Origin of the sequence: Rubellimicrobium thermophilum DSM 16684 (genome assembly GCF_000442315.1) — a bacterium.
Lineage (GTDB): Bacteria > Pseudomonadota > Alphaproteobacteria > Rhodobacterales > Rhodobacteraceae > Rubellimicrobium > Rubellimicrobium thermophilum.
The window spans coordinates 365,334-391,814 of sequence record NZ_KE557320.1 but is presented as its reverse complement, the minus strand read 5'-3'; the positions used below and the strand labels follow the sequence as shown (position 1 = coordinate 391,814).

The 26,481-nt window shown below is 71.4% G+C and carries 27 protein-coding genes, 1 tRNA gene and 5 pseudogenes; 5 read left to right on the top strand and 28 right to left on the bottom strand.

What is annotated here, in order from left to right; genetic code table 11:
- Positions 1-89: 89 nt before the first annotated feature.
- The 23 genes and pseudogenes from RUTHE_RS02915 to RUTHE_RS02810 all read right to left on the bottom strand — a co-directional run bounded on the left by RUTHE_RS02915 (position 90) and on the right by RUTHE_RS02810 (position 19,321).
- Positions 90-4,004: pseudogene (locus RUTHE_RS02915) on the bottom strand (baseplate multidomain protein megatron).
- A complete protein-coding gene (locus RUTHE_RS02910; protein WP_021096764.1) occupies positions 3,992-4,444 on the bottom strand; it encodes an NlpC/P60 family protein in 453 nt (150 codons plus the stop codon). The pseudogene RUTHE_RS02915 and the gene RUTHE_RS02910 overlap by 13 nt, the downstream one beginning before the upstream one ends.
- On the bottom strand, positions 4,441-5,316 hold the full coding sequence (locus RUTHE_RS02905; RefSeq protein WP_021096763.1) for a DUF2163 domain-containing protein: 876 nt from the start codon (positions 5,314-5,316) through the stop codon (positions 4,441-4,443). The genes RUTHE_RS02910 and RUTHE_RS02905 overlap by 4 nt, the downstream gene beginning before the upstream one ends.
- Positions 5,313-5,944 (bottom strand): annotated as a pseudogene (locus RUTHE_RS02900) (phage distal tail protein, Rcc01695 family). The gene RUTHE_RS02905 and the pseudogene RUTHE_RS02900 overlap by 4 nt, the downstream one beginning before the upstream one ends.
- Positions 5,945-5,962: 18 nt before the next feature.
- Positions 5,963-6,618, bottom strand: a pseudogene (locus RUTHE_RS02895) (phage tail tape measure protein).
- Complete coding sequence (locus RUTHE_RS16755; RefSeq protein WP_021096760.1) at positions 6,615-6,821, bottom strand: rcc01693 family protein; 207 nt, start codon at positions 6,819-6,821, stop codon at positions 6,615-6,617. Before RUTHE_RS16755 ends, RUTHE_RS02895 begins: the two are co-directional and overlap by 4 nt.
- Entirely contained in the window at positions 6,818-7,135 is a 318-nt protein-coding gene (locus RUTHE_RS16750) for a gene transfer agent family protein (protein WP_021096759.1), read from the bottom strand. Before RUTHE_RS16750 ends, RUTHE_RS16755 begins: the two co-directional genes overlap by 4 nt.
- Positions 7,136-7,212: 77 nt before the next feature.
- Positions 7,213-7,617 (bottom strand): annotated as a pseudogene (locus RUTHE_RS02880) (phage major tail protein, TP901-1 family); the annotation flags it as partial.
- 23 nt (positions 7,618-7,640) lie between these two features.
- On the bottom strand, positions 7,641-8,078 hold the full coding sequence (locus RUTHE_RS02875) for a DUF3168 domain-containing protein (RefSeq protein WP_021096757.1): 438 nt from the start codon (positions 8,076-8,078) through the stop codon (positions 7,641-7,643).
- A complete protein-coding gene (locus RUTHE_RS02870; RefSeq protein ID WP_021096756.1) occupies positions 8,075-8,416 on the bottom strand; it encodes a head-tail adaptor protein in 342 nt (113 codons plus the stop codon). Before RUTHE_RS02870 ends, RUTHE_RS02875 begins: the two co-directional genes overlap by 4 nt.
- Complete coding sequence (locus tag RUTHE_RS02865; RefSeq protein ID WP_021096755.1) at positions 8,413-9,009, bottom strand: head-tail connector protein; 597 nt, start codon at positions 9,007-9,009, stop codon at positions 8,413-8,415. Before RUTHE_RS02865 ends, RUTHE_RS02870 begins: the two co-directional genes overlap by 4 nt.
- A gap of 72 nt (positions 9,010-9,081) precedes the next feature.
- Complete coding sequence (locus RUTHE_RS02860) at positions 9,082-10,263, bottom strand: phage major capsid protein (RefSeq protein WP_021096754.1); 1,182 nt, start codon at positions 10,261-10,263, stop codon at positions 9,082-9,084.
- Between the two features lie 60 nt (positions 10,264-10,323).
- Complete coding sequence (locus RUTHE_RS02855) at positions 10,324-10,797, bottom strand: HK97 family phage prohead protease (protein WP_051150366.1); 474 nt, start codon at positions 10,795-10,797, stop codon at positions 10,324-10,326.
- Positions 10,798-10,855: 58 nt separating this feature from the next.
- Complete coding sequence (locus tag RUTHE_RS02850; RefSeq protein WP_021096752.1) at positions 10,856-11,074, bottom strand: GTA head formation protein, RCAP_rcc01685 family; 219 nt, start codon at positions 11,072-11,074, stop codon at positions 10,856-10,858.
- A pseudogene (locus tag RUTHE_RS02845) lies at positions 11,064-12,286 on the bottom strand (phage portal protein). Before RUTHE_RS02845 ends, RUTHE_RS02850 begins: the two are co-directional and overlap by 11 nt.
- Positions 12,287-12,436: 150 nt before the next feature.
- A complete protein-coding gene (locus RUTHE_RS02840; protein ID WP_021096750.1) occupies positions 12,437-13,771 on the bottom strand; it encodes a DNA-packaging protein in 1,335 nt (444 codons plus the stop codon).
- A 3-nt stretch (positions 13,772-13,774) separates the two neighbouring features.
- Positions 13,775-14,110 carry a hypothetical protein gene (locus RUTHE_RS02835; protein WP_021096749.1) on the bottom strand — a complete coding sequence of 112 codons (336 nt, stop codon included), beginning with the start codon at positions 14,108-14,110 and terminating at the stop codon, positions 13,775-13,777.
- Between the two features lie 342 nt (positions 14,111-14,452).
- On the bottom strand, positions 14,453-15,679 hold the full coding sequence (gene mltG / locus RUTHE_RS02830; RefSeq protein WP_021096748.1) for an endolytic transglycosylase MltG: 1,227 nt from the start codon (positions 15,677-15,679) through the stop codon (positions 14,453-14,455).
- Positions 15,679-16,938, bottom strand: a complete 1,260-nt coding sequence (fabF, locus tag RUTHE_RS02825) for a beta-ketoacyl-ACP synthase II (RefSeq protein WP_021096747.1) — start codon at positions 16,936-16,938, stop codon at positions 15,679-15,681. The genes mltG and fabF overlap by 1 nt, the downstream gene beginning before the upstream one ends.
- Before the next feature lie 138 nt (positions 16,939-17,076).
- On the bottom strand, positions 17,077-17,979 hold the full coding sequence (locus tag RUTHE_RS02820) for an arginase family protein (RefSeq protein ID WP_021096746.1): 903 nt from the start codon (positions 17,977-17,979) through the stop codon (positions 17,077-17,079).
- Positions 17,976-18,248, bottom strand: coding sequence for a hypothetical protein (locus RUTHE_RS17330; protein WP_483826385.1), 273 nt, complete (start codon positions 18,246-18,248; stop codon positions 17,976-17,978). The genes RUTHE_RS02820 and RUTHE_RS17330 overlap by 4 nt, the downstream gene beginning before the upstream one ends.
- Positions 18,158-18,955, bottom strand: a complete 798-nt coding sequence (locus tag RUTHE_RS02815; RefSeq protein WP_051150364.1) for an EamA family transporter — start codon at positions 18,953-18,955, stop codon at positions 18,158-18,160. The genes RUTHE_RS17330 and RUTHE_RS02815 overlap by 91 nt, the downstream gene beginning before the upstream one ends.
- A gap of 132 nt (positions 18,956-19,087) precedes the next feature.
- The gene (locus tag RUTHE_RS02810; protein WP_021096744.1) at positions 19,088-19,321 is read right to left on the bottom strand and encodes an acyl carrier protein; all 234 of its coding nucleotides are present in this window, start codon (positions 19,319-19,321) and stop codon (positions 19,088-19,090) included.
- Between the two features lie 315 nt (positions 19,322-19,636).
- On the opposite strand from RUTHE_RS02810, the gene RUTHE_RS02805 reads away from it, so the two are divergent.
- Entirely contained in the window at positions 19,637-19,819 is a 183-nt protein-coding gene (locus tag RUTHE_RS02805) for a hypothetical protein (RefSeq protein WP_040644958.1), read from the top strand.
- 288 nt (positions 19,820-20,107) lie between these two features.
- On the opposite strand, the gene fabG is transcribed toward RUTHE_RS02805, so the two are convergent.
- From fabG to RUTHE_RS15265, 3 genes are all read right to left on the bottom strand, one after another.
- A complete protein-coding gene (fabG, locus tag RUTHE_RS02800; protein WP_021096742.1) occupies positions 20,108-20,845 on the bottom strand; it encodes a 3-oxoacyl-[acyl-carrier-protein] reductase in 738 nt (245 codons plus the stop codon).
- Between the two features lie 11 nt (positions 20,846-20,856).
- Positions 20,857-21,798 (bottom strand): ACP S-malonyltransferase, encoded by a 942-nt coding sequence (fabD, locus tag RUTHE_RS02795; RefSeq protein WP_021096741.1) that lies wholly within the window; start codon positions 21,796-21,798, stop codon positions 20,857-20,859.
- A gap of 90 nt (positions 21,799-21,888) precedes the next feature.
- Positions 21,889-22,470, bottom strand: a complete 582-nt coding sequence (locus RUTHE_RS15265; protein ID WP_051150363.1) for a hypothetical protein — start codon at positions 22,468-22,470, stop codon at positions 21,889-21,891.
- Positions 22,471-22,781: 311 nt separating this feature from the next.
- Between RUTHE_RS15265 and rpsF the strand changes: the two genes are divergently transcribed.
- The 3 genes from rpsF to rplI are packed head-to-tail and all read left to right on the top strand — an operon-like array spanning position 22,782 to position 23,993.
- A complete protein-coding gene (rpsF, locus tag RUTHE_RS02785; protein ID WP_021096739.1) occupies positions 22,782-23,165 on the top strand; it encodes a 30S ribosomal protein S6 in 384 nt (127 codons plus the stop codon).
- 20 nt (positions 23,166-23,185) lie between these two features.
- Positions 23,186-23,413: a 30S ribosomal protein S18 gene (gene rpsR, locus RUTHE_RS02780; protein ID WP_021096738.1), complete on the top strand. Its 228-nt coding sequence runs from the start codon at positions 23,186-23,188 to the stop codon at positions 23,411-23,413.
- Positions 23,414-23,423: 10 nt separating this feature from the next.
- On the top strand, positions 23,424-23,993 hold the full coding sequence (gene rplI, locus RUTHE_RS02775) for a 50S ribosomal protein L9 (protein WP_021096737.1): 570 nt from the start codon (positions 23,424-23,426) through the stop codon (positions 23,991-23,993).
- Positions 23,994-24,304: 311 nt separating this feature from the next.
- Here the strand turns inward: rplI and tig are convergent, their stop codons facing one another.
- Both tig and RUTHE_RS02765 read right to left on the bottom strand, forming a co-directional pair.
- Positions 24,305-25,636, bottom strand: coding sequence for a trigger factor (gene tig, locus RUTHE_RS02770; RefSeq protein ID WP_021096736.1), 1,332 nt, complete (start codon positions 25,634-25,636; stop codon positions 24,305-24,307).
- 115 nt (positions 25,637-25,751) lie between these two features.
- Positions 25,752-25,836: transfer RNA gene (locus RUTHE_RS02765), tRNA-Leu, on the bottom strand.
- Between the two features lie 175 nt (positions 25,837-26,011).
- Here RUTHE_RS02765 and RUTHE_RS02760 point away from each other — a divergent pair.
- Positions 26,012-26,461: a Hint domain-containing protein gene (locus tag RUTHE_RS02760; RefSeq protein ID WP_021096735.1), complete on the top strand. Its 450-nt coding sequence runs from the start codon at positions 26,012-26,014 to the stop codon at positions 26,459-26,461.
- The last annotated feature ends 20 nt before the right edge of the window (positions 26,462-26,481 follow it).

Sequence of the window (26,481 nt, the reverse complement as noted above, 5' to 3'; positions counted from 1 at the left end):
TGCGCCTCCATCGTTTCCGGCAGGCAGCATAGGACAGATAGGCAGCGACGGCCACTGGCAAGGCCCCCCTTTCCGGGTCTGTCCTGCTGTCATGGCCGGACCTCCACCGAGCGGAAGGGGCCGGGGCCGAAGCGGTCCGAAAGCTGTGCCACCGACAGGACCACGGGGCCGGGGCCCTCCGCCGCGCCATCCGCCGCCTGCATGGCGGCGGTCCAGATCCAGGCAGGCGTGGTCACCGTTGCCTCGCGCAGCAGGACCCCTTCGCGCATCACGCGGACGAGATAGGCCTCGCGGTCCTCGCCCATCGGAACCTCGGGGGGGGTCCAGGAGTCGCCGTCGATGCGGGTGCGGCGGATCCAGGACAGGCGCAGCCCGCCGTCCGGGACGGCCGTCAGGCGGAGATGGGCCACCGCCCAGGGACGCAGGCCGATGCCGCGGAAGGCGATCGCGCGATGGCCCCAGGAGGGATCCGAGGGCAGCTGCCCCTGCGGCCCCCAGCGGTAATGGCGCAGCACCTCGCGCAGGGAGGGGGGGAAATCCCACTGCATCACGGCCTCGTCGATCAGGACGAAGCGCGATCCTGCCGGCCAGTCCCGTGGCATGATGCCATCGGTGCCGGCCTGTCCGCGCAGCCGCAGCCGCAGCTCATAGATGTTCGGGGCGACCAGCTCGGCCTCGGCGAACTGGAACAGCTCCCAGGGCTCGGCGGTGCCGGGGCCGATCGCGGCGAGATTGGCGCCGGCCAGGACGCGCGCCGGGGAGGCCGAGGAGAGGGTGCCGCGCAGCAGCTCCACCCGCAGGGCGGGACCGCGGTCCCACAGGCCGGGGCGGGCCGCCGGCAGGGGCGTCAGGGTGGTGCCCACCACCGCGGCGCGGCGCGCGGTCAGGACGGGGGCATAGTCGGCATCCCCGTCCGAGGCCATGAGCACCACCGGCCGCGTCCAGCGGGCCGAGGCAAAGGCGACATGCGGCGCATGGGGCCGTTCCTCCCCCGTCATCAGGGGCAGATCGAGGAACAGCGCCTCTACCCCCACGGGGGGCGCGGCAGGCGGCGGCGGGGCCCCGTCGGCAGCGCCCTCGAAGGGACGCCAGAGCGCGGGTTCGACACGCGTGGCCTCCACGGAGAGCAGGCCGCGATCCTCGGTCCGGTCGATCCGCCAGAGCGCCCCGTCGAGCCGCACCAGATCCCCCGCGCCCAGATACGACAGCGACGGCGGCAGGGCAAAGCGCGCCGTGTCGCGCGCCAGCCGCGATTCGGCGAGCCAGCGTTCGGCGATCGCCTGCCCCTCCTCGCGCAGGAGCACCAGCGGCAGTTCGCTGCGCGAGAGCGCAGGCAGGGGATCATCGGCCAGGACCGCCTCGGCGGCGGCGGCGGCATGGTCGCGTTCGGCGTCGAGAAAGGTCAGATGCACGCGACCGGCCAGTTCGGCCTGCGGGGCGCGGCAGCGTTCGAGGGCCGGCGCATCGGCCTCGGTGAGGGCGAGGCGGTCCGGGTCGAGCTTCGGCACCGCGGCCAGGCCCCGGCGGCTGCGGAAGCACAGGCGGCCTTCGCGTTCGACCGCATCGAAGCCATGGGCGAGCATCAGGGGCTGGAGCGCCTCGCGCGCGGTGCCGGTGTCGGAGAGGACAAGGCCCCGCACCACCCCGTGCAGGCCGGAGACATCGACATCCGGCAGGCCGCTGTCGCGGCAGATCGCCCGGACGACCGAAGCGAGCGGCCGCGCCGAGGCCCGCCCGTTGAGCCAGTGGCCGCGCGCATGATTGGCCCCGTCCGCCCAGCGGTCCCGGTCGAGCGGGAAATGCGGCCAGGGCCGCGCATCCCAGGCCCAGGCATGGGCCATGTCCATGTCCACCATGCGCCCGCCATAGACATCCGAGACCGGATTCGCCGCCGGATCGGCGAAATGGCGGTAGATCGCCCGGAAATAGTTGATCTGGATCAGATCATCGCGCAGGCCGCTGGAATGGCGCGGCAGCGCGGATTCGGACGATTTGGGATCGAGGAACTTGTTGGGTTCGTTGGTGCCCTTGTCGATGGCGGCGCAGCCGATCTCGGTGAACCAGATGGGCTTGGAGCGCGGCACCCAGGGCGTCGGGGTGCTCTGGCGGATGCCGCCAATGCGGTTGCGATGCTCGTTCTCCCACCAGCCGCGCAGATCCTTGACGCGCCAGACCCAGGGCTCCTGCTCGGCCTCGTCGGTGATGGGGACGCGACGCTGGGCCGCGCGGGCCTCATCGGAAGGGTAGAACCAGTCATGGCCCTCGCCCCCGGCGACATTGGCCGTGAGATAATCGAGATTGTGGATCGATCCCCAATGGGCATCGGCATGATCCTCGCCCTCGCGCCAGTCCGACAGGGGCATGTAGTTGTCGATGGCGACGGCGCCGATGGCGGGGTCGGCCCAGAGCGGATCGAGATGGAAATGCTTGTCCTCTGTGCCGGGGGGCTGATGGCCGTGATATTCCGTCCAGTCGGCGGCATAGGTGATGGTCGCCTGGGGCAGGATCGCCTTCACCTCGGCGGCGAGCTGGCGGAGGCGGTCCACGGCCGGAAAACCCGCAGCCCCCATGACGGTGGTCAGGCCGCGCATCTCGGTCCCGATGCAGAAGGCCTCCACGCCCCCTGCCACCGCGCAGAGATGGGCATAATGCAGGATCATGCGGCGGAATCCCCAGTCCTCGGGGCCGGCATAGGTGACGCCCGCCGCATGACGGGTGAAGTGATCGGGCCGGGCCCGCCGAAGAAGGCGGCAACCTCGGCCTCGGCCGCCGCCGTTCCGTCGGGCGAGCCGGGACGGCCGGGCGCCACCGACAGGGTGATGCGTCCGCGCCAGGGCAGTGCCGGCTGGCCGATCCCTCCCGTATAGGGGTCGGGCAGGGTATTGCCCGGCATCTGGTCCATCAGGATGAAGGGATAGAAGACGACCCGATAGCCGCGCGCCCTGAGCGCGCGGATGGCTTCGATCACGCTCTGATCGGTGGGTGTGCCGCCATAGACGGGACGGCCGTCCTGTCGGGGCACCTCCTGCGCCGCGGCGCGGGACAGGCCCGAGACCCGCCAGGGCATCGCGGGGGCGTCGGCCTCGCGCTGTTCGACCTTGGGGCGGATCGTGCAGCGATCCATCCGCAGATCGTCGCCGAACCAGCAGACGACGAGATTGACCGAACGGACGGCGGGCAGTTCGGCCTGAAGCCGGTCGAGCGAGACCAGCAGATCGGCCTTGCCCTGATCGGTGCTGACATTCGCCGGCTCGCGCCGGCCGAAGCCGCGCGAGAGCTCCACCGGTGTGGTGGCCAGCGCATATTCGCCGGTGCCGGGGATCAGGCAGACCCCGCGCAGCAGATGCGCCAGATCCTCGGCCGAGGCATCGCTGCTGCGCGGGGCGGGGCGGAACACCTCGAAGGAGAGATGGGGGATGCGGTTGCCGAAGCGGGTGATGTCGAGATCCTCGATCACCACATAGGCGATGCCGCGGAAGGCCGGGACATTCCCTGCCCCCTCCACCGCCTCGATATGCGGATCGGGAAGCTGGTCCATCGTGCCGCGATAGAGCGAGAGCTGAAGGCTGTCGCGCGCGATCTCGGCCCCGTCGGCCCAGATGCGGCCGATGCCGGCGATCTCGCCTTCGCAGAGCGCAAGGGCGAGGCTGACCGTATAGCGGTATTCGCGGACTGCCGGGCGGGGGGCGCCACCCTTGCCGCTGCCGCCCGTTTCGGCGACATGTTCGCGAAAGCGCGTGGCCCAGATGACCTGGCCGCCGATCCGCGCCGCCCCATGCAGGCGGGGAATGGGGGGTGCCTTCGGCGGCACCGGTCAGGCGGAAGCGGTCGATGCGCCCCGTCTCGACCGGGGCACTGCCGGGGCCGAGCAGGCGTTCGTCGATGGCCCGGCCAAGAGCCGCACCGGCCGCGCGGCCGATGACCGCCGTCGAGAGGCCGAGCACCGAGCCGCCCATGGCGCCGCCCAGAGCCGCGCCCGCCGCACCGAGGATCAGGGTTGCCATGTGGGGTTGCTCCCTTGTTCGAGATCGAAGAGGGCGACGATGCGCCGCGCCCAGGGGGCCGAGAGGGGGCTTTCGACCACGCCCCGCCCGGACCAGGCATGGATGAAGGCCGGTGTCTCTCCGGTCCGGGAGAGGATGCCCAGATGCTTGGCCACGGCGCCTTCGCGCATGCGGAACAGCAGCAGATCGCCCGGCCGGCCGGTGCCGGGGCGCAGCAGGCGCGCGGCTTCGGCCCAGAGCCTCTCCTCGCCCTGGGGTTCGGACCAGTCGGGCGTGTAGGGCGGCACCGGGCAGGGTTCGGCACCGTGGACCTCGCGCCAGACGCCACGGACCAGACCGAGGCAGTCGCAGCCCGCCCCACGGAGCGAGGCCTGATGGCAATAGGGCGTGCCCAGCCAGAGCCGGGCCACCGCGACGATGCGGGATTGCGGCGCGGTCATCCCAGGCGCCCCCCGTCATGATCCCCTTCGCGCAGCGGCGTGGAGAGCAGCCAGTCCTCTCCCGGAATGAAGGGGAACCCCTGGAAGTTGAGGATGTTGCCGAACTTGACGCGGCAGGTCTCGGCGCGCTTGTCGCAGCCGGGTTCGAGCCGGATGAGGTCGCCCGCCGTCACCGGCGCGCGCAGCGGGGTCCACAGCTCGATCACGCGGGTCCCGTCCTCGCTGCGGTCCTGCCGGATGAGGCCGGTGAGCCCCTGCGCGGCCCCCGAGAGCACCAGCAGGCGGCCGCGCTCGAACCAGCGGGGTGCGAAGGCGGGCAGGCCTTCGAGGCGGAAGCTCTGGCCGTCCGTGGCAGGGGCGGGGCATTCGACCGCGTAACCCGGCGAGGCGAGATCGAAGCGGCAGGCCCCGTCGCCCAGAATGGCCGAGCAGGTCCGCTGATAGAGACGCCCCAGCGGGCGGTTGAGCGCCTCGGTCAGGCCGCGCAGCTCGGCATGGAAGCTGCCGCCCATGCGGCGGATCTCTCCGATCGTGCCGCGGAAGCGGAGCAGCCGCTGGGCCGGATCCGCCCAGTTGACGAGCCAGTGGCGCAGTTCGGCCCCGTCATAGCGGCCGGCCTCGATGTCGGCCTCGGTGATGGCGTCGGAGGTGAAGGCCCCTTCGGCCTCGCTGTTGTCCACGGCCAGGCCGTTGCCCTGCACGAGGGCACGGGCCGTCAGGCCGGGATCGGGGCGGAAGTCGATCCCCTCGAAGGACAGGGGCGCGTCATGATCGGTGAAGCCCAGCACCACCCCGTCGCGCCGCGCGATGGCCCAGGCGCGGCAGAGCGTGGTGCAGCCGGAGGCGAGATGGTCGCGCAAGGCGGGGGTCATTCGCGCACCTCCACGACGGGAACGGACGGCACCTCGCCCGCGCGGAAGGACGAGACCTGGACCGCGATGCGCGGCGTGTCGAAGCGCACCGGCACGTCGAATTCGAAGCCCGCGGTGATGGGGGCGCCGGCCGCGGGCGGAACCGCGAAGGTGACGGTGCCGGCCAGCGCGTCGAGCGTCCAGTCGATCCCCTCCTGCAGGGGCTGCCACCGACGGCGACGCGGACCGTGCCGGGGACGGGCTTGGTCACCGGGCGCCAGTAGACAGCAGGACCGGAGGCATAGGCCTTGCGCAGGGCGAAGGTCACGGTCGTCCGGTCTCCCGTCCCGATCTCCTGATCGAAAGGCGAGGGATCGCGCGAGGGGGGGCAGGACTTGTGATCCGCCCAGTCCTTCCAGCGGAAGGCATGGAGCATCCCGCCGCGCGCCTCGAAGAAGGCGATCAGATCGTGCAGATCGTCGAGCGAGCGCAGCCCCAGCCCGGCATCCCAGCGGCGCCGGCCATGCGCCCAGGGGGCGTTGCGTTCCTCATGCCCGGAGCGGAGGGTGACGATCTCCACCCGCCGTTCGGGTCCGCCCAGGGCGCCGAAGGACAGCGAGGGGGGGAAACGGATGTCGTGAAAGGCCATGTCCAGTTCCCTTCGGTCTCAGCGGTTGCGGGCGCCGCGGGCGAGCAGGCGCCCCATCTCGGCGGCGATCTGCCCTTGGGAGCGGGCAAAGCCGGCCACATCGGGGGTGGTGACATGGATCGTCACCTGCACGGGGCGTGCCGTGCCCCCTTCGGCCCGGACCCCGAGCCGGCCCGAGGCATCGCGGGCCAGAGGCATGATCGCCTCCGGTCCGGCCTCGCCCATCAGGCCGAGGCCGCCGCGCATCGGAAAGGCCGTGGCCTGAGAGACGACGCCCCCCCGGGCGAAGGGCATCACCCGCCCCTGGGCAAGGCCTCCGCCGGCCGCGAAGGGAGAAAAGGCCTGCATGGCGGCCCGACCCCCTGGGCCAGAACATCGCCCAGACGGTCCGTCACCGGCTTCATGGCGGCGGCATAGATCGTGTCGGCCATGGCGCGGGCGACGCGCGAGAGCGCATCGGACAGACGGTCGCCATCGAGCAGCAGCCCGTCGATGGCCCGCCGCAACCCGCCCGAGAAGCCGCGTTCGAGGCGCAGCGTCTCCTGCGAGGTGGCGGCGAGCCCGTCGCGCAGGCGGGCCAGTTCCTCGGCAAAGGCGGCGGCAAAGCGGCCCGTATCGGAAAGGGCAGAGGGCAGATCCTCGGCGAAATCGTCGGTTAGGACAGATCCGGTCATGGCGGGGGCACCTTGTCGGGAAAGCGCTCGAGCAGTTCGGACAGGCGCGAGCGGGTCATGGCGGGGGCGCGGCTCTGGAGGCCCAGCATCAGCGCCAGTTCGGCCGGCGTGAGCGCCCAGAATTCGGCCGGGCGCAGCCGCAGGGTCTGGAGGCCCGCGCGCAGCAGCGCGGGCCAGTCGAACGGGGGGGGCGCGGGGCTCATGGCGCGGGGGACCCGAAGGCGCGTGTCAGCAGCAGCGCCGCGGCCCGTGCGGCAGCCAGCGGGCCGCCCGCGATCTCGGCCGCGAGCAGATCCGCACGGTTCACCCGCCAGCCCCCGCCGCGCAGCCCTGCCACCAGCAGGGCGAGCACGTCGCGGGCCGACACCTCGCCCTTCTCGAAGCGGGAGACGAGGGCGACGAGGCTGTCCTCGCCCAGCTCCTCCTCCAGCTCGGCCAAGGCGCCCAACGTGAGACGGGCGATGCGCGGAATCCCGTCCACCGTCACCTCCACCTCTCCGGCATGGGGATTGGCCATCAGGCGCCCTCCCCTTCGCCGGAGCCGTCATCCCCGTCGGGGGGCGGGGGCGGCGCCACCGGTGAGGTATCGAGCGGCGCGAAGCTCAGCGCCCCCGCGGAGGCGAGCGAGACCTCGAAGGTCGCCTCGCCGTCATGGCTGCCGGCATAGTCGATGGCGGTGATCTGGAACGGCCCCTCGATGGTGCCGAAACCGGGGATGAGGACCTGGAAGGCCGCGATCGCGCCCGCGAAGAACAGCGCGCGCATCCGTTCGTCCGAGGCCTCGTCGCGGAACACGCCCGCACCGGAGAGCGAGGCCGAGCGCATTCCCGCCCCGGCGAGCAGTTCGCGCCAGCCGCCGGGGCTGTCGAGCGTGGTGACATCCACCGTCTCCGCATTGAGCGAGAGGCGCGTGGCGCGCAGCCCTGCGACGGTCTGGAAGAGTCCGTCGCCGGTCATGTCGATCTTGAGCAGGAGGTCCTTGCCGGCCTGTGCAGGCATGATGGAAATCCTTTCTGGCTGGTTCAGGGTTGGAGGGGTGAGGGGTCGGGCGCGTCCTCGACCCGGGCGCGGAAGAGGAGGGCGATCTCGCGCCTTTCGCCCGCGGGCCCGGCGCGGCGGGCCTGGGCGCGCAGGAAATGCAGCGCCACGACACGGCCGCGGCTCAGCGTCAGGGGCGCGCGCAGCAGGGCATCGCAGACGGCGCTGGCGGCCGCCTTGGCCCGGGCAAAGCCATGCGCCTCGGTCGCCACGACGATGGAAAAGTCATGGTCGGCCCCGCGCCCCGTGCCGTCGGAGCGGTCGCGCACCGTCTCGGGCCCGAGGGCGACATAGAGGGGCGGGACGGGGCCGGGGGGCAGCGCATCATGGACATGCGGGCCGACCAGCGCGGTCAGGGCAGGATCGGCAGACAGGCGCCCATGCAGGGCGGCCTGAAGGGCGCCGGCGAGGGCATAGGTCATGGGGCAGCCTCCTCCTCCTCATGCGCGTGGCAGATCAGCCAGCGGCCATCCGCCGTCGCGGGGGCCACGGCATCGATGAGATAGAAGCGGTCGCCCTCGCGCAGGCGCTGGCCGGGACGGGGGCGCGAGGGCGCCGTCGGAGGGGCCGCGCGCAGCGTCACCCGGACAGGACGCCGCATCCCGCTGCCGGCGGGGAGCATGCCTTCGCGCGGGGGGGGGTGGACGACGGCGCCCCACAGCGTGCCGAGCGGCGCCCAGCGGATCGCGAAGCCCCCTGCCCCGTCGGGTTCGGTCATGGGCGCCTCGAGCAGAAGGCGGCGATTGGGGCGCGGGATCATGCGCAGACCCCCAGCCGCAGCGGGCGGTAGCGCTCGATCAGGGCGGTCACGCCGAAGGGCATGCAGCCGGGACCAAGCGCCGTATCATGGCGGAAGTCGTGATAATGCGCCGCCAGCATCAGAACCGCCTGGGCCAGATCGGGTGGCACATCGGCCCATTGCGGCCCGTATCCGGCCGTGAAGGTGACGATCGCCTGTCCGCCGATCGGCACGCGCGGCAGGAAGGCCCCGACGGGCACGAGCGCGGGGCGGACGCTGCCTTCGCGGTCGAGACGCCAGGCCGAAGGCGGCAGCGAGGTCTCGGCGCCATTGGCATCCACGAGGCGGACGGCGGCGATCTCCACCACCGGCGCCACGGCAAGCGGCTGACGGTCCGGGCGCGCCCATTCGGTGACGCTCTGCGCGAAATCGCGCGAGAGCAGCGCCTTGCCCGTCCGCCCCTCGATCGCCGCGATGGCCGCGCGCAGAAAGCCTGCCAGCAGCCCCTCCTGCAGACTGTCATCGGCAAAGCCCGAGCCGAGGCGCAGATGCTCCCGCAGGGTCTGGACCGGGAGCGCGGCAGCCGGCGCCTCGGTCAGTTCGACCAGATTCATCGCAAGATCCCCCTCGCATGGGTTGTCTGGAAGGGCCGCGCCGTCATGGCTCCCGGCACGGCCCGGCAGAGATCAGGAGGCGGCAAAGCGCAGCAGCTTGATCGCGGCGAAATCGGTCACGGCCCCGCCCACGCGCCGCGTCGCGTAGAACAGCACATGCGGCTTGGCGCTGAAGGGATCGCGCAGGATGCGCAGATCGGGCCGTTCGGCGATGGTGTAACCTTGGGCGAAATTGCCGAAGGCCACCGACAGCGAGCCCGGCGCGATGTCCGGCATGTCCTCGCAGACCAGCACCCGGTAGCCCATCAGACGCGGCGGTTCGCCCGCGGCGATCCCGTCCGACCACAGGAAGCGGCCGTCGGCATCCTTGAGCTTGCGCAGCACGGCGGTGGTCTTCGAGTTCATCACGAAGGCCGCGCCCGACCGGTAGGCCGCCGGCAGCGCATAGACGAGATCCACCACCGGATCGATATCCGTCAGCCCCCCGGCGACACCGGTCGGCACATAGCCGATGCTGCCCCAGGCCCAGTCCGCATCCGGCACGGCGGGATAGGCCAGGAAGCCGCGCGGCTTGTCCACGCCATCGCCCGTCACGAAGGCGGCCGATTCGGCCCGGGCGAAGCGTTCGGCGATGCGCCCGGCCAGCCAGCCCTCCACATCGAAGGCGGCATCGTCGAGCAGCCGCTGCGAGGCCTTGGGCTGGGCCGCCAGTTCATGCAGGGGAATGGTGATCTTCTCGAGCGTGCCGGTCGCTGTCTCGCCCTGCGGGCCCGTCTCGGTCGCCCATCCGGCCCCCATCTCGCCCCGGTCGATCAGGACGTCATAGGAGCCGCCCTCCACCTTCACCACCGTGGCGAGCGACCGGATCGAGGCCGTCGAAGCGAGGATTGTGCGGATCGTCTCGGCGGTGCGGGGGGTCACCAGAACCCCGCCATCGGCGGCGACGGCGGTGGACAGGGCCTTGCCTTCCGGCGGGGCCATCAGCTCGCGCAAGGCCGACTCGTCCCCGCGGCGCACATAGGCCTCGAAGGCCTTCTGATGCGGAGCGGCGGGCGCCTCGGCGGAGAGGACGGGACGGCGGGCGGCAAAGGCCGCGCGGGTGTCAAGACGGGTCATGCGGGACTCCTGCTGGGCAAGGCGATGGGCGACATCCTCGGCAAAGCCGCGGAATTCGGTGGCGAGGGCCTGGACGGCGGTCTTGATCTCGAGGTCCGGGGACATGACGGTCCCGGCCCCGGTCTCGGGGGTGGTCATGGGCTGATCCTTTCGGGGTTGAGGGGGGATGGGAGCGTCCCGCGGCGGGACGGTTCCCGGTCAGGCCCGGCGGAGGCGGGCCCTGGCGGCGGCAATCTCCGCCGTCAGCTCCTGAAGGGCCTCGGCAGGCCCTGTGGCCGAGGCGATGCGCGCCTCGCGCAGCATGGGAAAGGTCACAAGGGAGACCTCCCACAGCTCGATCTCGTGCAGGCGGCGGCGGCCCTGGGCATCCTTCGTGGCGCGCAGCGTGCGATAGCCGATCGACAGTCCGTCGAGCGCCCCGGCGGCCAGCAGCGCCAGCGCCTCGCGACCGCGGGCCACCTCGGGCAGGATGCGGCCGCGCACATGCAGGCCGCGGGCGTCCTCGGTCACCTCGTCCCAGACGCCGATGACCTCCCTGGGGTCGTGCTGCCAGAGCATCCGCACGGATTCGCCCTGCGCCCGCAGCCGCGCCAGCGACGCCGCGAAGGCCCCGCGCTCTACGATGTCGCCGGAGCGGTCGGCGATGCCCCAGAGCGAGGCATGCCCTTCGATCGTGCAGCCTTGGGCACGGAGGGACGGGGGTCGAGAAACTTCGTTTCCATGGCCAACCTCAGGGGGCGAAGGTGACGAGGGATTGCACAGCGGTGGCGAGGATCACCGCCACGACGCCATAGACGGTGAGCCAGAGGCGCTTCTCGAGGCGTTCCATCGTCGCCTCGATCTTGCCCAGCGCCTGGTTGAGCTGGGCAAAGCGGAGTTCGGCCATGCGCTCCTGATGCTCGATCTTGAGGCCGGGGGCGCAGAGGAAGCGGGGTGTCTCAGCGGCCATCGGCGACCTCCAGCGGCGGCAGGCCCAGAAGGGCGCGCTTCTCGGCCTGGGTCAGGAAGTCCGCCTCGGCCACGCGACGCCACTGGGCATCGCGTTCGGCGGCAAGGGCGGGCACCCGGTCGAGATCCGGGGCCAGCGTGAGCGACTCTCCCGTGAAGTCCGAGAGCCAGTCGGCGACGGCCTGGGTCACGCGTGCGGCCAGCGGCAGCACTGTCAGACGATAGAAGGCACGGTTGGCCTCCTGATAATTGGCATAGGTGGCGTCGCCCGGAATGCCGAGGATCATCGGCGGCACGCCGAAGGCGATGGCGATCTCGCGCGCGGCGGCCTCCTTGGTCTGGTGGAATTCCATGTCCGAGGGCGAGAAGCCCATCGGCTTCCAGTCCAGCCCCCCTTCGAGGAGCATCGGCCGGCCGGCATTGCGCGCCCCGGCATGCTGGGCCTCGATCTCGCGCGAAAGGCGGTCGAACTGTTCGGGCGAGAGATGCCCATGGCCGTCCGGCCCGCGATAGACGAGGGCCCCGGAGGGGCGGGCGGCGTTCTCCAGCAGCGCCGCCGACCAGCGCGAGGCGCCGTTATGCACCTCGATCGCCTGGGCTGCGGCCTGCAGCGCGGAGAAGCCGTAATGATCGTCATGGGGATGGAAGCTGCGGATATGGCAGACGGGCGAGCAGGGCCCGGCCGGAAAGCGGTGGCGACGCCCCGCCACGACATAGTCGTAGGCCGCCGGCCAGCCGTCGTCCCCCGGCACGACGACCATGCGGTCCGAGCGCAGGACATGCAGTTCCGCAGGCAGGCCGCCGGCCGGTGCCAGATCGCCGACCGCCTCGAGATAGGCATTGCCGGTCAGCAGGAGATGACCATAGAGCGCCTCGAGCAGCTCGGCCCGGCCCTGGGCGGGATTGGGACGGGCCAGCAGATCGAGCACGGGATGATCGGTATAGCGGCGTTCGCGGTCCTGCAGCACGAGGGGGAGCGCCGCCGCCGCCTCGGCGATCAGGCGCACGGCCCGGAAGCCCACGGGATTGCGCGCGAAACCCGCCTGGGCGAGGGACAGCGTCCCGGCCGGGACAGGCAGGCTGCGCCGGGGGGAACGGTCAGGGGACCGGCGGCGGAGGCCTTGGCTTCGGGCACGGCCGCCGGAACCGGAGCGGGAGCGGCGGTCGCCTGTGGCCGCGGCGCGCGGGTCTTGCGCTTGAGAAAGTCGAACATGGCGGGTCTCGTTGTCTGAAGGGCCTTTGTCGCGGCGTCCGGGGGCCAATCTGGAAGGAAAAGGTTAATTGTTTCCTACAGCACCGCGCGCCCGGCCCCCGATTCGCGCAACGGCCCCGCAGGGGGTCCGAATCACCCCCCCGGAATCGGTCAGAGGCTACGAAGCCGCGGTTCGGCAAAGCCTTTTGCGGGTTCGATCAGAGTCTCGCGCAGGGCCCAGACCAGCGCATCGAGCCGGTCCGGCGAACCCGCCCCGCGCCAGCCGCTGCGCGTCATCTTCCGCATCTCCTCCTCGAGCAGACCGAGATCGACCCCCCGCGGATGATGCACCCGCCCCTGTTCATAGAGGGCGGCGGCCGGTTCGGCGCGAATCGCCTTGGTGGCACGCGCATGCACGGCCGAGACGGGCAGCAGCGGATCGATCCCCTTCAGGATCGCCGTCGCCATCTCTCCGCCCTGATTCGCCTCGACCAGGACGCGGTCTGCCTCGTGGCGGCGGGCACAGGCGACGACCGCACGCCCCCAGGAATCCGGGCTGACGCCGCGGATCGTCGCATCCTCGAGCACATAGGCCTGCCAGTCCCGCGGCGTGCCGCGCAGCACCGCCCCCAGCGCGACGATGCCCGTGGCATCGGAGGCACGCCCCGAAGAGGCTGCCGGGTCCACCGCAACCACCACCCGGTCGAGCGGCGGAACGCTGTCGCAGCGCGCCGATTCGATCAGGGACGAGGGCCAGAGCGCATCCTCGGCCTCCTCGATCAGAAGGCCCTCCAGCTCCTGCCGGCCCAGGCGCGTGCCGCCATAGAGCCGCCGGACCTCCTCGAGGAAGCCGCGGGCCAGATGGGCGCGGTTGTCATCGGTGCGGGCATGGGTGGAGACCGTCGAGGGCGCTGCCAGCAGCGACCGCAGGAAAGGCGTGCTGCGCGGCGTGGTCGTCACGCAGGCACGGGGATCCTCTCCCAGACGCAGGCCGAGCTGAAGCTGGGACCAGGCCTCCTCTCCCTTCTTCCACTTGGCGAGTTCGTCGGCCCAGGCGGCATCGAACTGGGGCCCGCGGAGCGATTCGGGATCGGAGGCGGAGAAGACCTGCGCGATGGCGCCATTGGGCCATTCGAGCAGGCGGCGCGTGGCCACCCAGCGCGGGCGGCGATCCGGCGGCGAGACGGCGAGCAGACCCGATTCGCCCATGACCATCACCTCGCGCGCCTGATCGAGCGTTTCGGCCACGAGGGCGACGCGGCGGCAGCGCCCCGGATCGGTGGGGCGCGGCCCCTCGACCAGGCTGCGCACCCATTCGGCGCCGGCGCGTGTCTTGCCGGCCCCGCGCCCGCCGAGGATCACCCAGGTCCTCCAGGACCCCGCCGGGGGAAGCTGATGCGGCAGGGCCCAGATCTCCCACAGCCAGGGGAGGGCAGCGATTTCGGCCTCGGTCAGATGGGGCAGAAGGGCCCGCAGGCGCGCCCGATGCGAGCGGAGGGCGGCCATGGTTCAGCCCTCTTCCCCGCAGCAGTCGGCCAGCCGGTTGAGGCGGCAGGCGATCTGATCGCGCAGGGCGGCGAGGTCGAGCGGGCCGTCGGCGCGGACAGCGCCGCCATGCCGGGCCTGCCAGTCGTTCCAGCGTTCCTCGGCCTCGAAGGCGCGGCGGAGGGCGGATTCGAGCTCGGCCTGCTTCCTGGCGATATCGGCAAAGAGGCCCTCTTCGCCCGCCTCGGCGCGGTCGAGCAGGGCGGCAAGCGTCTCGCGGACCGAGCGCAGCAGCGTGACGGCATCGCGGAAATGGCGTTCGTGATCCTCGGCGGTGACAAGGGTCGAAACGGTGCGCATGGGATTCTCCCTGGATGGATGACCCGGAGGCTGTTCCGGGCGACAGGGGCAGGATCCCGAAGAGAGGTTAACAGTGTGGAAGCGCACCGCGCGGTGGGGGTTAACAGGGGGTTAACGCTCCCCCCGCTCGGGGTGTTTTGGATTCACTGTTCCATATCAGAAGGTTGCTCGTCATTCCTGAGAGCGGAAGAAGGTATGGGGCTGCGGGTTGCTCTGGGGTGTTGCGCGAGCGGCGCGAATCGTCCCGGCCCGCCGGCAACGCGCGTTGCGTTCATGATCGGTTAACGATCGGCCGCGAATCACCCGGCTGACGGGCGAGGGCGCCGGAAAGCGGCGCCCCTGTCAGGGTGCGTCGGCCCCGCCCTGCCCTTCGGCGTCATCGCCTCCGCCGGCCTGCTGCGCGGCCTCGATGGCGCGCAGGCGGGCGACATTGCGGTTGTGCTCCTCGAGCGTGGCAGCGAAGGCATGGCCGCCGCTGCCGTCGGCGACGAAATAGAGATAGTCCGTCTCGGCGGGGTTCACGGCCGCTTCGATGGCATCCTGGCCGGGATTGGCGATGGGCCCGGCGGGCAGACCGTCGATCTGATAGGTGTTGTAGAGGATCTCGCCATGCAGGCGTCGCTCGGTCTCGCCGGCGATATCGGACTGGCGGATCGGCCGGTCGAGCACCCCCTGCCCCCGGGTGATGCCGTAGATGATCGTGGGATCGAATTGCAGCCGCATGTCCCCGCGCCGCAGCCGGTTCACCAGAACCGAGGCGACAAGGGGCCGTTCCTCGGGGATGGCGGTCTCCTTCTCGACGATGGAGGCGAGGGTCAGCGCCTCCTGCGGCGTATCGAAGGGCAGATCGGGGGCGCGCCCTTCCCAGGCCTCGGCGAGGATGGCGGACTGGATTTCGGCCATGCGGGCCAGAAGGGCATCCACGCTCGTCCCCGGAACGATGGGATAGTCGCGCGGGGCGAGGGTGCCTTCGGGGGGCACGGCCGTCGCATCGCCCTCGAGCACGTCGATGGCATCGAGCGCCTGCACGACCTGCCAGGCCGTCGTGCCTTCGGCGACGACGACGCGGAAGGTGGTGTCGGGGCGGTCGCGGATCTCGGCATAGAGGGGGGGAGGCGCCTCACCGGAGAGGGGATCGAAGGCGGCGAGTTCCACATACTGCCCCGAGACGGGATCGAGATCGCGGATCTGGGCCTGGGTGCGGGTGACGCCGATGCGCCAGACGATCTCTGTTCCGCAGGTATTGGCGCCCCCGCGGGTGATGATGGCGGCGATCTCCTCCATCGAGGCGCCTTCGGGGATGCGGTAGCTGCCGGCCTTGAGCAGGGGCACATAGCCGCCGTAATCGGTGCCGATGCGGAACAGCAGGGGGCTGGAGATGGCCCCCTTGTCGCTCAGATCCGCCGCCACGCGGCGCATCGTCGATCCGCTGTCCACCCGCAGGCAGATCGCCTGGGCCAGGGGGCCCGGTGCCGACCACCGCTCGACCCCCCAGAGCACCGCCCCGGCCGCCAGGAACAGCAGGACGACGAAGAGGGTCAGCGCATTGGCGGCGACATGGCGCCACATCAGGGCGCCGCCCCGAAGAGCAGCGAGGCGTTGGTGCCGCCGAAGCCGAAGGAGTTGGAGAGCGCCACCTTCACCTCGCGCGGGCGGGCCGCGTTGGGCGCGAGATCCACGGGCGTATCCACCGCCGGATTGTCGAGATTGATGGTCGGCGGGCAGATCTGGTCGCGGATGGCCAGGATGGAGAACACCGCCTCGATGGCGCCGGCCGCCCCCAGCAGATGGCCCGTCATCGACTTGGTCGAGGACATGGTGACCTTCGAGGCGGCAGGGCCCATCATCCGTTCCACGGCGGCCAGTTCGATCACATCGGCCATGGTGCTGGTGCCATGGGCGTTGATGTAGTCGATCGCCGCCGGCTCCAGCCCGGCATCGGCCAGCGCCGCGCGCATCGAGCGTTCCGCCCCTTCGCCGTCCTCGGGCGGCGCGGTGATGTGATGGGCATCGCCCGACAGGCCGTAGCCGAGGAATTCGGCATAGATGCGGGCCCCGCGGGCGCGGGCATGCTCCAGCTCCTCGAGCACGACGATGCCCGCCCCTTCGCCCATCACGAAGCCGTCGCGGTCGCGATCATAGGGACGCGAGGCCCGTTCCGGCGCATCGCGGAAGGCGGTGGACAGCGCCTTGCATGCGTTGAAGCCGGCGATGCCGATCTCGCAGATCGCGGCCTCGGCGCCGCCGGCGATCATGACATCGGCCCGGCCCAGACGGATCATCGTGGCCGCATCACCGATGGCATGGGCCCCGGTGGAACAGGCCGTGACAACCGAATGGTTCGGCCCCTTGAACCCGTAGCGGATGCTGACCTGCCCGGCGATGAGATTGATCAGCGCCCCGGGAATGAAGAAGGGCGAGACGCGGCGCGGCCCCTTGTCCCGGATGAGCAGGGTCGTCTCCTGGATGGCCTTGAGACCGCCGATGCCCGATCCGATCAGCACCCCGGTGCGCAGGCATTCCTCCGGGGGCGGAGCGGACCAGCCCGCATCCTCCACCGCCTGCTGGGCCGCCGCCATGCCGTAGAGGATGAAGTCATCGACCTTGCGACGCTCCTTCGGCTCCATGTAGCGGGAGGCATCGAAGGTGCCGTCGCTGCCGTCGCCATGACGGATCTCGCAGGCATAGTCGGTGGCCAGATGCGAGGCATCGAAGGACTGGATCCGACGCGCCCCCGAACGGCCCGCAAGCAGGCGGGACCAAGTCTCCTCCACGCCGTCGGCCAACGGGGTCACAAGGCCGAGGCCCGTCACGACGACACGACGCATCCCTGCTCCTTTCACCGCCTTCGACCCGCGCTGCATAGCGGGGGGGCGGCGGGCACGCAACCTCGACGGGCGCCGGGGGCGCAGAAGGAGCCCCGGAGGAGGACCGGGCCGCGCCCCCGGCCGGCCCGTGCCGCAGCCTCAGCGGGCAGCGGACAGCAGCCCCAGCAACGCGACGAGGAGCTGCGCCACCGTCATTGCCCCGATCCCGTCCACATCCCGTTCCGGCATGTATTCGGTCATGGAGACCGCGGCGATCCGCCCCCGGTCCTGCACGCCGCGGATCAGGGCCAGCACCTGCCGGAAGGACAGCCCCCCTGCCGTGCGGCCGATGGCGGCCGGCATGATCGCGGGATCGAGCGCATCGCAATCAAGGCAGATCGCCACGCGGGCCCCTTCGGGAATCCCCTCGAGCGCCTCTCGCACCGGATCGGGGGCCGAGGCCGGCACCAGCCGGGCGCCGCGGGCCAGCGCCTCGGCCACGTCCTCGGGCCGGGCGGAGCCGATTCCCCGCTGCCCGACCTGGACGATGCGCGTGACATGCGCCATCTCCGAGGCGCGGCGCATCCCCGAGGACAGCCCCCAGCGCGTGCCCTCGACTTCGTCCCTCCAGTCGATATGGGCGTCGATCTGGAGCACGACGAGGGGGCCTTCCAGCGCCTCCAGCATGGGGATGGGCAGCGAATCGTCCCCGCCCAGAAGGACCGGGACGGCCCCGGCGGCGGCGATTCGGGCCACGGCCTCGCGCACGGTCCGCCGGTTGGCCGCCGCATCCTCGCCGATGGGCAGATCCCCGCCATCGGCCGGCGGATGCGGGCCGATCGCCGGGGCGCCGATGTCGAAATTCCATTTGCTGCCGTCGAAGGGCGCGGTCGCGGCGCGGATGGCCGCCGGGCCGCCCGCGCAGTAATGGCCGACCGACGGATAGGGCGTGCAGCCATCCGCCCCGATCACCACCGCCGAAGCCACCCCCCCGTCCCAGCGGGGCAGGCCCATCGCGGTGCCGGTGGCAGAACGGCCGAACAGGGTGCCAAGCCGCGTCATGGAGCAGTCCTCTCCTGTCCGGCCTGGCCGGAGCCGAGCCGCACCGGACCGCGCCGCGCCGCGGCGAGCGCGTGAAGGACCACTGCACCGAGCAGGATCGCCCCGCCCGCAAAGGTGGTCGCACGGCCCCCCTCGCCCAGCAGGAGCCAGACCCAGAGCGGGGCAAGCAGCACCTCGGTCAGGGACAGGAGCGTCGCCTCGGCCGCGGGAAGCGTGCGGCTGCCCAGCGTGTAGAGGACCATGCCGCCCGACAGCGTGACCGCCCCCATCCCGAGAGCCCACAGCACATCCGGCAGCGGCACGCGCAGCGGCTGATCCGACAGCAGGGCCGCCAGCGCCCCGCCAGCATCGCAAAGACCGCGCCCAGCAGCACCGTGGGCAGCGTGTCATGCAGACGCCCCAGACGCAGCGCGACAGTGAAGGCGGCAAAGCCCAGCGCCGACAGCAGCGCCGCCCCGTTGCCGAGCGCCGCCCCTGCCGCCAGCCCTTCGCGCATCATGAGGAAGATGCCGGCCAGGGCTGCGGCAATGGCCGCCCCGGTCGCCGCCGCGACCCGTTCGCCCAGGACCAGAAGGCCCAGCAGCGCCGCCAGGATCGGCGAGGCGGCGAACAGGAAGACGGCATTCGCGACGGTCGTGGACTGAAGCGCGACGATGGCGCCGGCAAAGGCCGCCACGAGGGCGAGCCCCCCCATCACCCCCGCAAGACCGGCGCGCCGCAGCGCCGGCAGCGGCGATCCGCCGCCCGCCCGCCAGACGAGAAACCCCGCCAGCACCGGGATCATCCCCAGCGAGCGCCAGAACAGGATCGCCCAGGGCCCCGCCGTCCCGATCTGGCGGATGAACAGACCCTGGAGCGACCACAGCACCCCTGCCGCAAGGATCAGGCCGATCCCGGTCGGTGACGCATGCTCATCCCCCCTGCCCGCTCCGAGCCTGGCGCCGACGCCGCCGGCCCGCTGTTCCGGCAGCGACATCCGGCAACCCGTTTGCCCCGCCCCGGCCATGCGGCAGGTGCAGACAGCACAAGGGGCGGCGCCCGGCCGGGAATCGCGCCCCTGCGATCGGTCAGGCGGGACCGACTGGCCCCGGCCGATCCCGGCTGGCCCTTACTGGGCCTCCTGGATGTATTTCACGGCATCGCCGAAGGTCTGGATCGTCTCGGCCGCGTCATCGGGAATCTCGATGCCGAATTCCTCCTCGAAGGCCATGACGAGCTCGACGGTATCGAGCGAATCCGCCCCCAGATCGTCGATGAAGGAGGCGTTCTCGGTCACCTTCTCCTCTTCGACGCCCAGATGCTCCACCACGATCTTGCGCACGCGTTCGGCGACATCGCTCATCGGTCTTCCTCGCAACGTTTCGGGGCCGCGGCCCGCCTGTCTTTCCCCCGGCGCGGCGCCTGCGGACGCCCGCCCCCCCAAGCCCAGGCCCGAAAGGGCCGTTCTCGGGCCGAACGCCCGGGGCGCCCGGCCGGTTCAGCGGGGTCATAGCAGAGATTTGAAGCGTGGCAAACGCTTTCCCCGGCGGCGCGAGGTCGAGCGGACAGACAGCAGCGTGGCCCCAAGGCCACAGGCGCCCGAACGGCAGGAAAGCCTGCCGAATTCCGCCGCGCCGGAGCCGCAATCCCGCCGCAATCGGGGCGCAGTTTCCACGGCATGGACAATCTGGTCTCTCTTTTCGCGGATCGTTTCGCTCTCCTGCCCCCCGGGCAGCAGGCGCTGGTGGCGGCAGCGCTTCTTCTGGAGGCGAGCCTGATCCTGTCGGCCCTGCCGATGCGGCCAGACCGGCGACGGCGGACTCGGCAACCGCTGCGGCCGCCCTTCTTCGAGGCCGGCTGAGGGAGGGGGATCGGACTGATCTGCAAGGGCCCGGCACGCGGCGGAAATGGCGGCCGCTGCCGTCCGAGCGCCCTCAGGGCGGGGCCGTGCAGGCCCGGCGGTCGCCCCGGTCTCTCCCCCGGGGAATCGCCGCGGCACGGTCCCGCCCGACGATTCTCCCCGGACGGAACCGTCCGGACCCCGGAACCAGGGCCCGGATCCCCGGGCGCCCCCCGCAGGCCCGCTGCCGCTGCCCGATGGCGCCCCGCCGCAACCGGGGGGGGCGCCACACCGGATCGGGCCCGGCCGTCAGAGCATGGCCATCCCGCCGTTGACGTGCAGCGTCGTCCCGGTGACATAGCCCGCCTCGGGCGAGGCGAGATAGAGCACGGCGGCGGCGATCTCCTCGGGCGTGCCCATGCGGCCGACGGGGACCTGCCCGAGGATCGCCGCCTTCTGCGCCTCGGTGAGCTTGTCGGTCATCGCGGTGGTGATGAAGCCCGGCGCCACGCAGTTCACGGTGATGCCGCGCCCGGCCACCTCCTGGGCCAGGGCCTTGGAAAAGCCCACCATCCCCGCCTTGGCGGCGGCATAGTTTGTCTGGCCGGCATTGCCCGTGGCGCCCACCACGGAGGCGATGTTGACGATCCGCCCCCAGCGCGCCTTCATCATGCCGCGCAGGACCGCCCGGGACAGCCGCGCCGCCGCCGTGAGATTGACCGCGAGCACCAGATCCCAGTCCGCATCCGTCATGCGCAGAAGCAGCGCATCGCGCGTCAGTCCGGCATTGTTCACGAGGATGTCCACCCCGCCCATCGCCGCCTCGGCCCGTTTCACGAGCTCCGCTCCTGCGGCGGGATCCGACAGATCGGCCGGCAGGACATGGGAGCGCTCGCCCAGCTCGGCAGCCAGGGATTCGAGGGCCTCGGCACGGGTTCCGGTCAGCGCGACAGCCGCCCCCTGAGTGTGAAGCAGGCGCGCGATCGCCTGGCCCAGCCCCCCGGAAGCCCCGGTGACAAGGGCGGTCTTGCCGGTCAGATCGAACATGGGTGGTCTCCTCAGACAGCGAGGGAGGCCGCGGCCTCGCGCGCCTCCTCGGGCGTGCCGATGGCACGGGTGGCGATGGTCGGCGCGGTGCGGCGGATCATGCCGGACAGCGCCTTGCCCTGCCCGATCTCCCACGCCTCGGTGACGCCCAGCGCCGCCATGCGCAGGACGGATTCGCGCCAGCGGACCGAACCGGTGACCTGCCGCACGAGGAGGTCGCGGATCGTCTCCGGATCCGAGACGGGTTCGGCCGTGACATTCGCGATCAGGGGAACGGCGGGCGCCCTCAGGGCCGTGGTGGCAAGGGCCTCGCGCATCGCCTCGGCCGCGGGCTGCATCAGCACGCAATGGAAGGGCGCAGAGACAGGCAGCATCACCGCCCGCTTCGCCCCCCGCCCCCGGGCCAGGGCCACGGCGCGTTCCACCGCCTCGCGCGTGCCGGAGACGACGACCTGTGCCGGATCGTTGTCATTGGCAGCCTGGCACACCCCGCCTTCGGCGGCAGCCTCGGCCGCGACGGCAGTGGCGCCCTCCAGATCGAGGCCGAGCAGGGCGGCCATCGCCCCCTGCCCCACCGGCACGGCTGCTTGCATCGCCTCGCCCCGCAGGCGCAGCAGGCGCGCGGCATCGGCCAGCGTCAGCGCCCCGGCAGCGCATAGAGCGGAATATTCCCCCAGCGAATGCCCCGCCACGAAGGACGCCGCGCCGAGGCCCGCCCCTTCGGCCTCGAGCGCGCGGAGGGCAGCGATGGAGGTGGCCATCAGGGCCGGCTGGGCATTGCGGGTGAGCTGGAGACTCTCGGCATCCCCCTCCCAGATGAGACGGGAGAGGGGCTCGGACAGCGCCTCGTCCACCTCCTCGAAGACGGCGCGGGCAGCGGGACAGGATTCGGCCAGCGCGCGACCCATACCGATGGCCTGGGCGCCCTGCCCCGGAAAGACGAATGCTCGCATGGCCCTGCCCCCCCCTGTCTGATCGTGGCGGGAGGCTTAGCGGCTGGGGCGCGGCGGATAAAGGGGGGGCGAGGGAATCAGGCGCGGCGATCAGGCCGCCCGGGAGAGCGCCCGGGAGAGCGCCCGGGAGGGCGGCGGCGATCCCGGGCCCGGCAGCAGATCCGCCTCCAGCCGGGCACGCAGGGGGGCAAGGGCGGCTTCAGGGCCGCGGGCGATGCATAGGCCCGGCCCATCGCCCCCCAGCCTCAGGATCAGGCTCGCCTCGCCCCCGCCGTGCCGGATCGAGACCAGCGTCCCCGAATCGAGCCCGTAACAGGCCAGCACGGCCGGACGGCCGAAGCGGTGGCGGATCACCTCGCGCAGTTCGCCGCGCATCAGATCGACCTCCACCTCCACCATGAGGCCGCGCGTAGCGAAATGCAGCAGCAGGACGGCCGCGGCCGCGGCCAGCAGGGCGAGACCGCCATGGAAGACGGCAACTCCCTCCTCCTGCCCGGGGATCAGCATCGCCAGCCGCAGCGCCGCCGCCGTCAGCGCCGCGCCGGCGGCCAGCGCAAGCCCCTGAAGGATCAGGAACGGCAGCGGAGCCCCACCGACAGAGCGGATGACATAGCCCCGGGGGCGGGTCTCGATCTGGAAGGAGGCGGAGGCGGCGATCGGGTGCATCGTCATCCTTGCTGCGGGGCAGACGGCGGATGGCCCGATCCTGTCAGCAGGGCGGTCCGACAGCACGGCAGGAATGCGGCAGGAAATGGGCAGCGGCGATGCGGGCGGCCGGTCGCCCCGGACCGCGCCCCGGACCGCGCCCATCGTCCTGCCCGCCGATCCTGCCGATCCCGCCGATCCCCTTGCGTCCGGAGCGGCGCCCGCTATAAGGCCGCATTCCTTCCGCGGGGCCCATCGGATCGGCGCTGCCTCTCGTGGGTGGGGGCGCGGAAGGCAGAACCCCCTCCCTATGAAGCGCGCCCGAGCAAGGAGCGACCATGGCTCTCTACGAGCATGTGTTCATCGCGCGTCAGGACCTGTCCGGCGCGCAGGTCGAAGCACTGATCGAACATTTCGGCAATGTCCTGACCGAGAACGGCGGCAAGGTCGTCGGGCAGGAATACTGGGGCATCAAGACGATGTCCTACAAGATCAACAAGAACCGCAAGGGCCATTACGCCTTCCTGCGTTCCGACGCCCCGCCGGCCGCGGTGCAGGAGATGGAGCGCCTGATGCGGCTGCACGAGGACGTGATGCGCGTGCTGACCGTCAAGGTGGACGCCCATGAGGACGGCCCCTCGGTCCAGATGCAGAAGCGCGACGACCGCGAAGGCCGCGGCTCGCGCGAGGAGCGCGGCAGCGCATCGCGCGACCGGCAGTGATCTTCAGGAGGACATGACCCATGGCGACCCGACCCTTCTTCCGCCGCCGCAAGTCCGACCCCTTCGAGGGCAAGGACGCGCCCAAGATCGACTACAAGGACACGCGCCTGCTCCAGCGCTATATCAGCGAGCGGGGCAAGATCGTCCCCTCGCGCATCACCGCTGTCAGCGCCAAGAACCAGCGGCGCCTGGCGCAGGCGATCAAGCGGGCCCGCTTCCTCGCGCTGCTGCCCTATGTCGTGAAGTGAGGACCCCGCGATGCAAGTGATCCTTCTCGAACGGGTGGCCAAGCTCGGCCAGATGGGCGATGTCGTGACCGTCAGGCCCGGTTACGCCCGCAACTACCTGCTGCCTCAGGGCAAGGCCCTGCGCGCCTCCGAAGACAACATCCGCCGCTTCGAGGCGCAGAAGGCCGAGCTCGAGGCCCGCAACCGCGAGACCCGGGCCGAAGCCCAGCGCCTGGCCGAACAGATCGACGGACAGACCTTCGTGGTCATCCGCTCGGCCTCGGACGGCGGGGCGCTCTACGGTTCGGTGACCCCCCGCGACGTGGCCGAGGCAGCCGCGGCAGCCGGCTTCACGGTGGAGCGCCGGCAGGTGATCCTGAACGCGCCCATCAAGGAGCTGGGCCTGCATGCCGTGACGCTGCGTCTGCATCCCGAGGTGGATGCGACGATCCATGTCAATGTCGCCCGTTCGCCCGAGGAAGCGGAGCTGCAGGCGCAGGGCAAGTCGGTCGCTGAGCTCGCGGCCGAGGCCGAGGCGCAGGCCGAATTCGAGGTCTCGCAGCTCTTCGACGAGATCGGCACCGCGGCCCAGGAGGCCTGAGGCCCCGTCCCTCCCGCAGCACGGATGCCCTGGCGGGCCGCCCCCTTCCGGGCGGCCCGTTCGCATCTCGGCCTTTCTGTCCCCCCCCGCCGCGCCGAAACAGAGAGGACGGAGACCAGCCCGCCACGCCGGAAGCCACAGGCACGGGGGCACGGCAGACCATCGGACAGCGGACAGACCGCCGGACAGGAATCGTCACAGGGAAACGGCCGGTCCCGCCTCGGGGACCGGCCGTCCGTCTGTCCGGGCTGCTGTCCGGCCTGCCTGGCGCTGGCGGACGCCCCGGTCCGGGGCATCCGGCCCTGCGGCCCTCATTCCTGGTCGAGGGCGTCCACCGCGGCCTTGAGCTCGTCCTTGCCGACTTCCTTCTCCTCGACCCGGGCGGTCGCGAAGATGTGGTCGATGACCTTGTCCTCGAAGATCGGCGCCTGGAGCTGCTGGCGCGCAGCGGCATTGTTCTGGATATATTCGAAGAACTGCCGTTCCTGACCGCGATAGCGGCGCGCCTCGTTCAGGACGGCCTGGGTCAGCTCCTGATCGGTCACCTTCACTTCGGCCTTCGTGCCGATATCGGCCAGAAGCAGCCCCAGCTTCACGCGGCGCCGGGCCAGCCGGATGTGATCCTCGGTCGGCTCGATATGGCCATGGCCGTGGCCGTGCTCCTCGGGATGTTCCTCATGCCAGAGCTGATGGGCGATCTGCTCGGCCTCGGCCTTCACGAGGCCTTCGGGCAGCTCGAAATCCACCTGACCATCGAGAAGGTCGAGCAGCGCGCGCTTGGCCACTGCGCGCGAGGCGGCGGCATATTCGCGCTCCACCTGTTCGCGGATCCGGGCCTTGAGGGCCTCCAGATCGTCGGCGCCGAACCGCTTGGCCAGCTCGTCATCCACGGAGGCGGGCTTGGGCTCCTTCACGGCCTTGACCGTGACGGAGAACACTGCCGTCTTCCCGGCAAGATGCCGGGCCCCGTAGTTCTCGGGGAAGGTGACGGTCACTTCCTTCTCCTCGCCGGCCTTGACGCCGGCGAGCTGGTCCTCGAAGCCGGGGATGAAGGATCCCGAGCCGAGCACCAGCGGATAGTCGGTGGCCGCGCCGCCCTCGAAGGCCTCGCCGTCGATGCGGCCGGTGAAGTCGATGACGACCTGATCCCCTTCGCGCGCCTTGCTGCCCTTGCGGCGCTCCTCCCAGCTGCGGGCCGATTCGGCAAGGCGGTTCAGGGCCTCTTCCACGGCGGCGTCATCGGCCACGGCCTTGAGCCGGGTGAGAGAGAGCGCCGTCAGATCCACTTCGGGGACCTGGGGCAGGGTCTCGTAGGTGACATCGACGATCAGATCGTCGCCTTCCTTCCAGTCCTGATTGGCCAGCTTCACCGAAGGCTGCATCGCCGGGCGGTCGCCCGTCTTCTCCAGATGCGCCGCCACGGCCCCGTCGATCGTCTCCTGCATGGCTTCGCCCAGAAGACGGGGACCATGCTGGCGGCGCAGCAGCGACATCGGCACCTTGCCCTTGCGGAAGCCCTTCATGGCGATCTGGGGCTGCACCTCGGCGAGCTTGGCCTGAACCCTGCCGTCGAGCTCGGCCGCGGTGACGGTGACGCGATAGCCGCGCTTGAGGCCTTCGTTCAGCGTCTCGGTGACTTCCATCCTTGATCCTCTCGTGCTCGCGGAGGTGGCTCCGCGTCCTTCCCCTGTTCGGCCGCCGGTCCGGCCTGCCCGGCCGGTCCCCGATGCAGCCCCGTCCCGGCCCCCGATGCGGCCCTGGTGCGGGTGAAGGGACTCGAACCCCCACGCCTCGCGGCGCCGGAACCTAAATCCGGTGCGTCTGCCAGTTCCGCCACACCCGCATGACCGCGGGGAGGGACGGGCAAACCCCTCCCCCCCTCGACTTCGCCGCCCCTTAGCAGAGGGCGGACCGGGGCGCGAGGGGGTAAATACGGCAGAAATGCGGCCGGCGTTTACCTCTTGTTGACACATTGGGGTGTCAATGGGGACGAAACCCGCCGCAACAAGGATCCGCCGATGACCGCCGCCACCCTGATCAGCGCCCGAAGCTGCCTCACGCTCCTGTCCGGGCTGGCGACGGGGACCGCCATCCTGACGCTGCGGGGCGCCGTCGCGGTCGAGGATCTGCGGCCGGGGGACCGCGTGATCACCCGCGATCACGGTGCCCAGCCGCTGCGCGCGCTGGAGGCGGTGGCGGCGCGCCTGGCCCCGATCCGGATCGCGGCAGGGGGCCTTGGCCGCAACCGGCCCGACCGGGACCTGCTGATGGGTCCGGGCACGCGCCTCCATCTGCGCGACTGGCGGGCCCGCGCCTTCTGCGGGACGCCCCGCGCCCTGCTGGAGGTGCATCACCTGATCGACGGCGAATTCGTCACCGAGGAGCGCCCGCGGGGTCTCACGCTCTACACGCTGACCTTCGACAGGCCGCAGATCGTCTATGCCGACGGGGTGGAAGTCGGGGTCTGAACGCGGCCTGTGCGGCCCCC

Excerpts from the sequence above, each read along its gene's own strand:
- rplI (WP_021096737.1), top strand. The coding sequence starts at position 23,424 with ATGCAAGTGATCCTTCTCGAACGGGTGGCCAAGCTCGGCCAGATGGGC.
- fabF (WP_021096747.1), bottom strand. The coding sequence starts at position 16,938 with ATGCGTCGTGTCGTCGTGACGGGCCTCGGCCTTGTGACCCCGTTGGCC.
- RUTHE_RS16750 (WP_021096759.1), bottom strand. The coding sequence starts at position 7,135 with ATGGCCAATCCCCATGCCGGAGAGGTGGAGGTGACGGTGGACGGGATT.
- RUTHE_RS02835 (WP_021096749.1), bottom strand. The coding sequence starts at position 14,110 with ATGCGCACCGTTTCGACCCTTGTCACCGCCGAGGATCACGAACGCCAT.
- rpsF (WP_021096739.1), top strand. The coding sequence starts at position 22,782 with ATGGCTCTCTACGAGCATGTGTTCATCGCGCGTCAGGACCTGTCCGGC.
- RUTHE_RS02865 (WP_021096755.1), bottom strand. The coding sequence starts at position 9,009 with ATGAATCTGGTCGAACTGACCGAGGCGCCGGCTGCCGCGCTCCCGGTC.
- RUTHE_RS16755 (WP_021096760.1), bottom strand. The coding sequence starts at position 6,821 with ATGAGCCCCGCGCCCCCCCCGTTCGACTGGCCCGCGCTGCTGCGCGCG.
- fabD (WP_021096741.1), bottom strand. The coding sequence starts at position 21,798 with ATGCGAGCATTCGTCTTTCCGGGGCAGGGCGCCCAGGCCATCGGTATG.
- RUTHE_RS02820 (WP_021096746.1), bottom strand. The coding sequence starts at position 17,979 with ATGACGCGGCTTGGCACCCTGTTCGGCCGTTCTGCCACCGGCACCGCG.
- rpsR (WP_021096738.1), top strand. The coding sequence starts at position 23,186 with ATGGCGACCCGACCCTTCTTCCGCCGCCGCAAGTCCGACCCCTTCGAG.
- RUTHE_RS15265 (WP_051150363.1), bottom strand. The coding sequence starts at position 22,470 with ATGACGATGCACCCGATCGCCGCCTCCGCCTCCTTCCAGATCGAGACC.
- RUTHE_RS02905 (WP_021096763.1), bottom strand. The coding sequence starts at position 5,316 with ATGACCCCCGCCTTGCGCGACCATCTCGCCTCCGGCTGCACCACGCTC.
- RUTHE_RS02815 (WP_051150364.1), bottom strand. The coding sequence starts at position 18,955 with ATGTCGCTGCCGGAACAGCGGGCCGGCGGCGTCGGCGCCAGGCTCGGA.
- fabG (WP_021096742.1), bottom strand. The coding sequence starts at position 20,845 with ATGTTCGATCTGACCGGCAAGACCGCCCTTGTCACCGGGGCTTCCGGG.
- mltG (WP_021096748.1), bottom strand. The coding sequence starts at position 15,679 with ATGTGGCGCCATGTCGCCGCCAATGCGCTGACCCTCTTCGTCGTCCTG.
- RUTHE_RS02910 (WP_021096764.1), bottom strand. The coding sequence starts at position 4,444 with ATGACCGCGCCGCAATCCCGCATCGTCGCGGTGGCCCGGCTCTGGCTG.
- RUTHE_RS02850 (WP_021096752.1), bottom strand. The coding sequence starts at position 11,074 with ATGGCCGCTGAGACACCCCGCTTCCTCTGCGCCCCCGGCCTCAAGATC.
- RUTHE_RS02860 (WP_021096754.1), bottom strand. The coding sequence starts at position 10,263 with ATGACCACCCCCGAGACCGGGGCCGGGACCGTCATGTCCCCGGACCTC.
- RUTHE_RS02840 (WP_021096750.1), bottom strand. The coding sequence starts at position 13,771 with ATGGCCGCCCTCCGCTCGCATCGGGCGCGCCTGCGGGCCCTTCTGCCC.
- tig (WP_021096736.1), bottom strand. The coding sequence starts at position 25,636 with ATGGAAGTCACCGAGACGCTGAACGAAGGCCTCAAGCGCGGCTATCGC.
- RUTHE_RS17330 (WP_483826385.1), bottom strand. The coding sequence starts at position 18,248 with ATGGGGGCGGTCACGCTGTCGGGCGGCATGGTCCTCTACACGCTGGGC.
- RUTHE_RS02870 (WP_021096756.1), bottom strand. The coding sequence starts at position 8,416 with ATGATCCCGCGCCCCAATCGCCGCCTTCTGCTCGAGGCGCCCATGACC.
- RUTHE_RS02875 (WP_021096757.1), bottom strand. The coding sequence starts at position 8,078 with ATGACCTATGCCCTCGCCGGCGCCCTTCAGGCCGCCCTGCATGGGCGC.
- RUTHE_RS02760 (WP_021096735.1), top strand. The coding sequence starts at position 26,012 with ATGACCGCCGCCACCCTGATCAGCGCCCGAAGCTGCCTCACGCTCCTG.
- RUTHE_RS02805 (WP_040644958.1), top strand. The coding sequence starts at position 19,637 with ATGGACAATCTGGTCTCTCTTTTCGCGGATCGTTTCGCTCTCCTGCCC.
- RUTHE_RS02810 (WP_021096744.1), bottom strand. The coding sequence starts at position 19,321 with ATGAGCGATGTCGCCGAACGCGTGCGCAAGATCGTGGTGGAGCATCTG.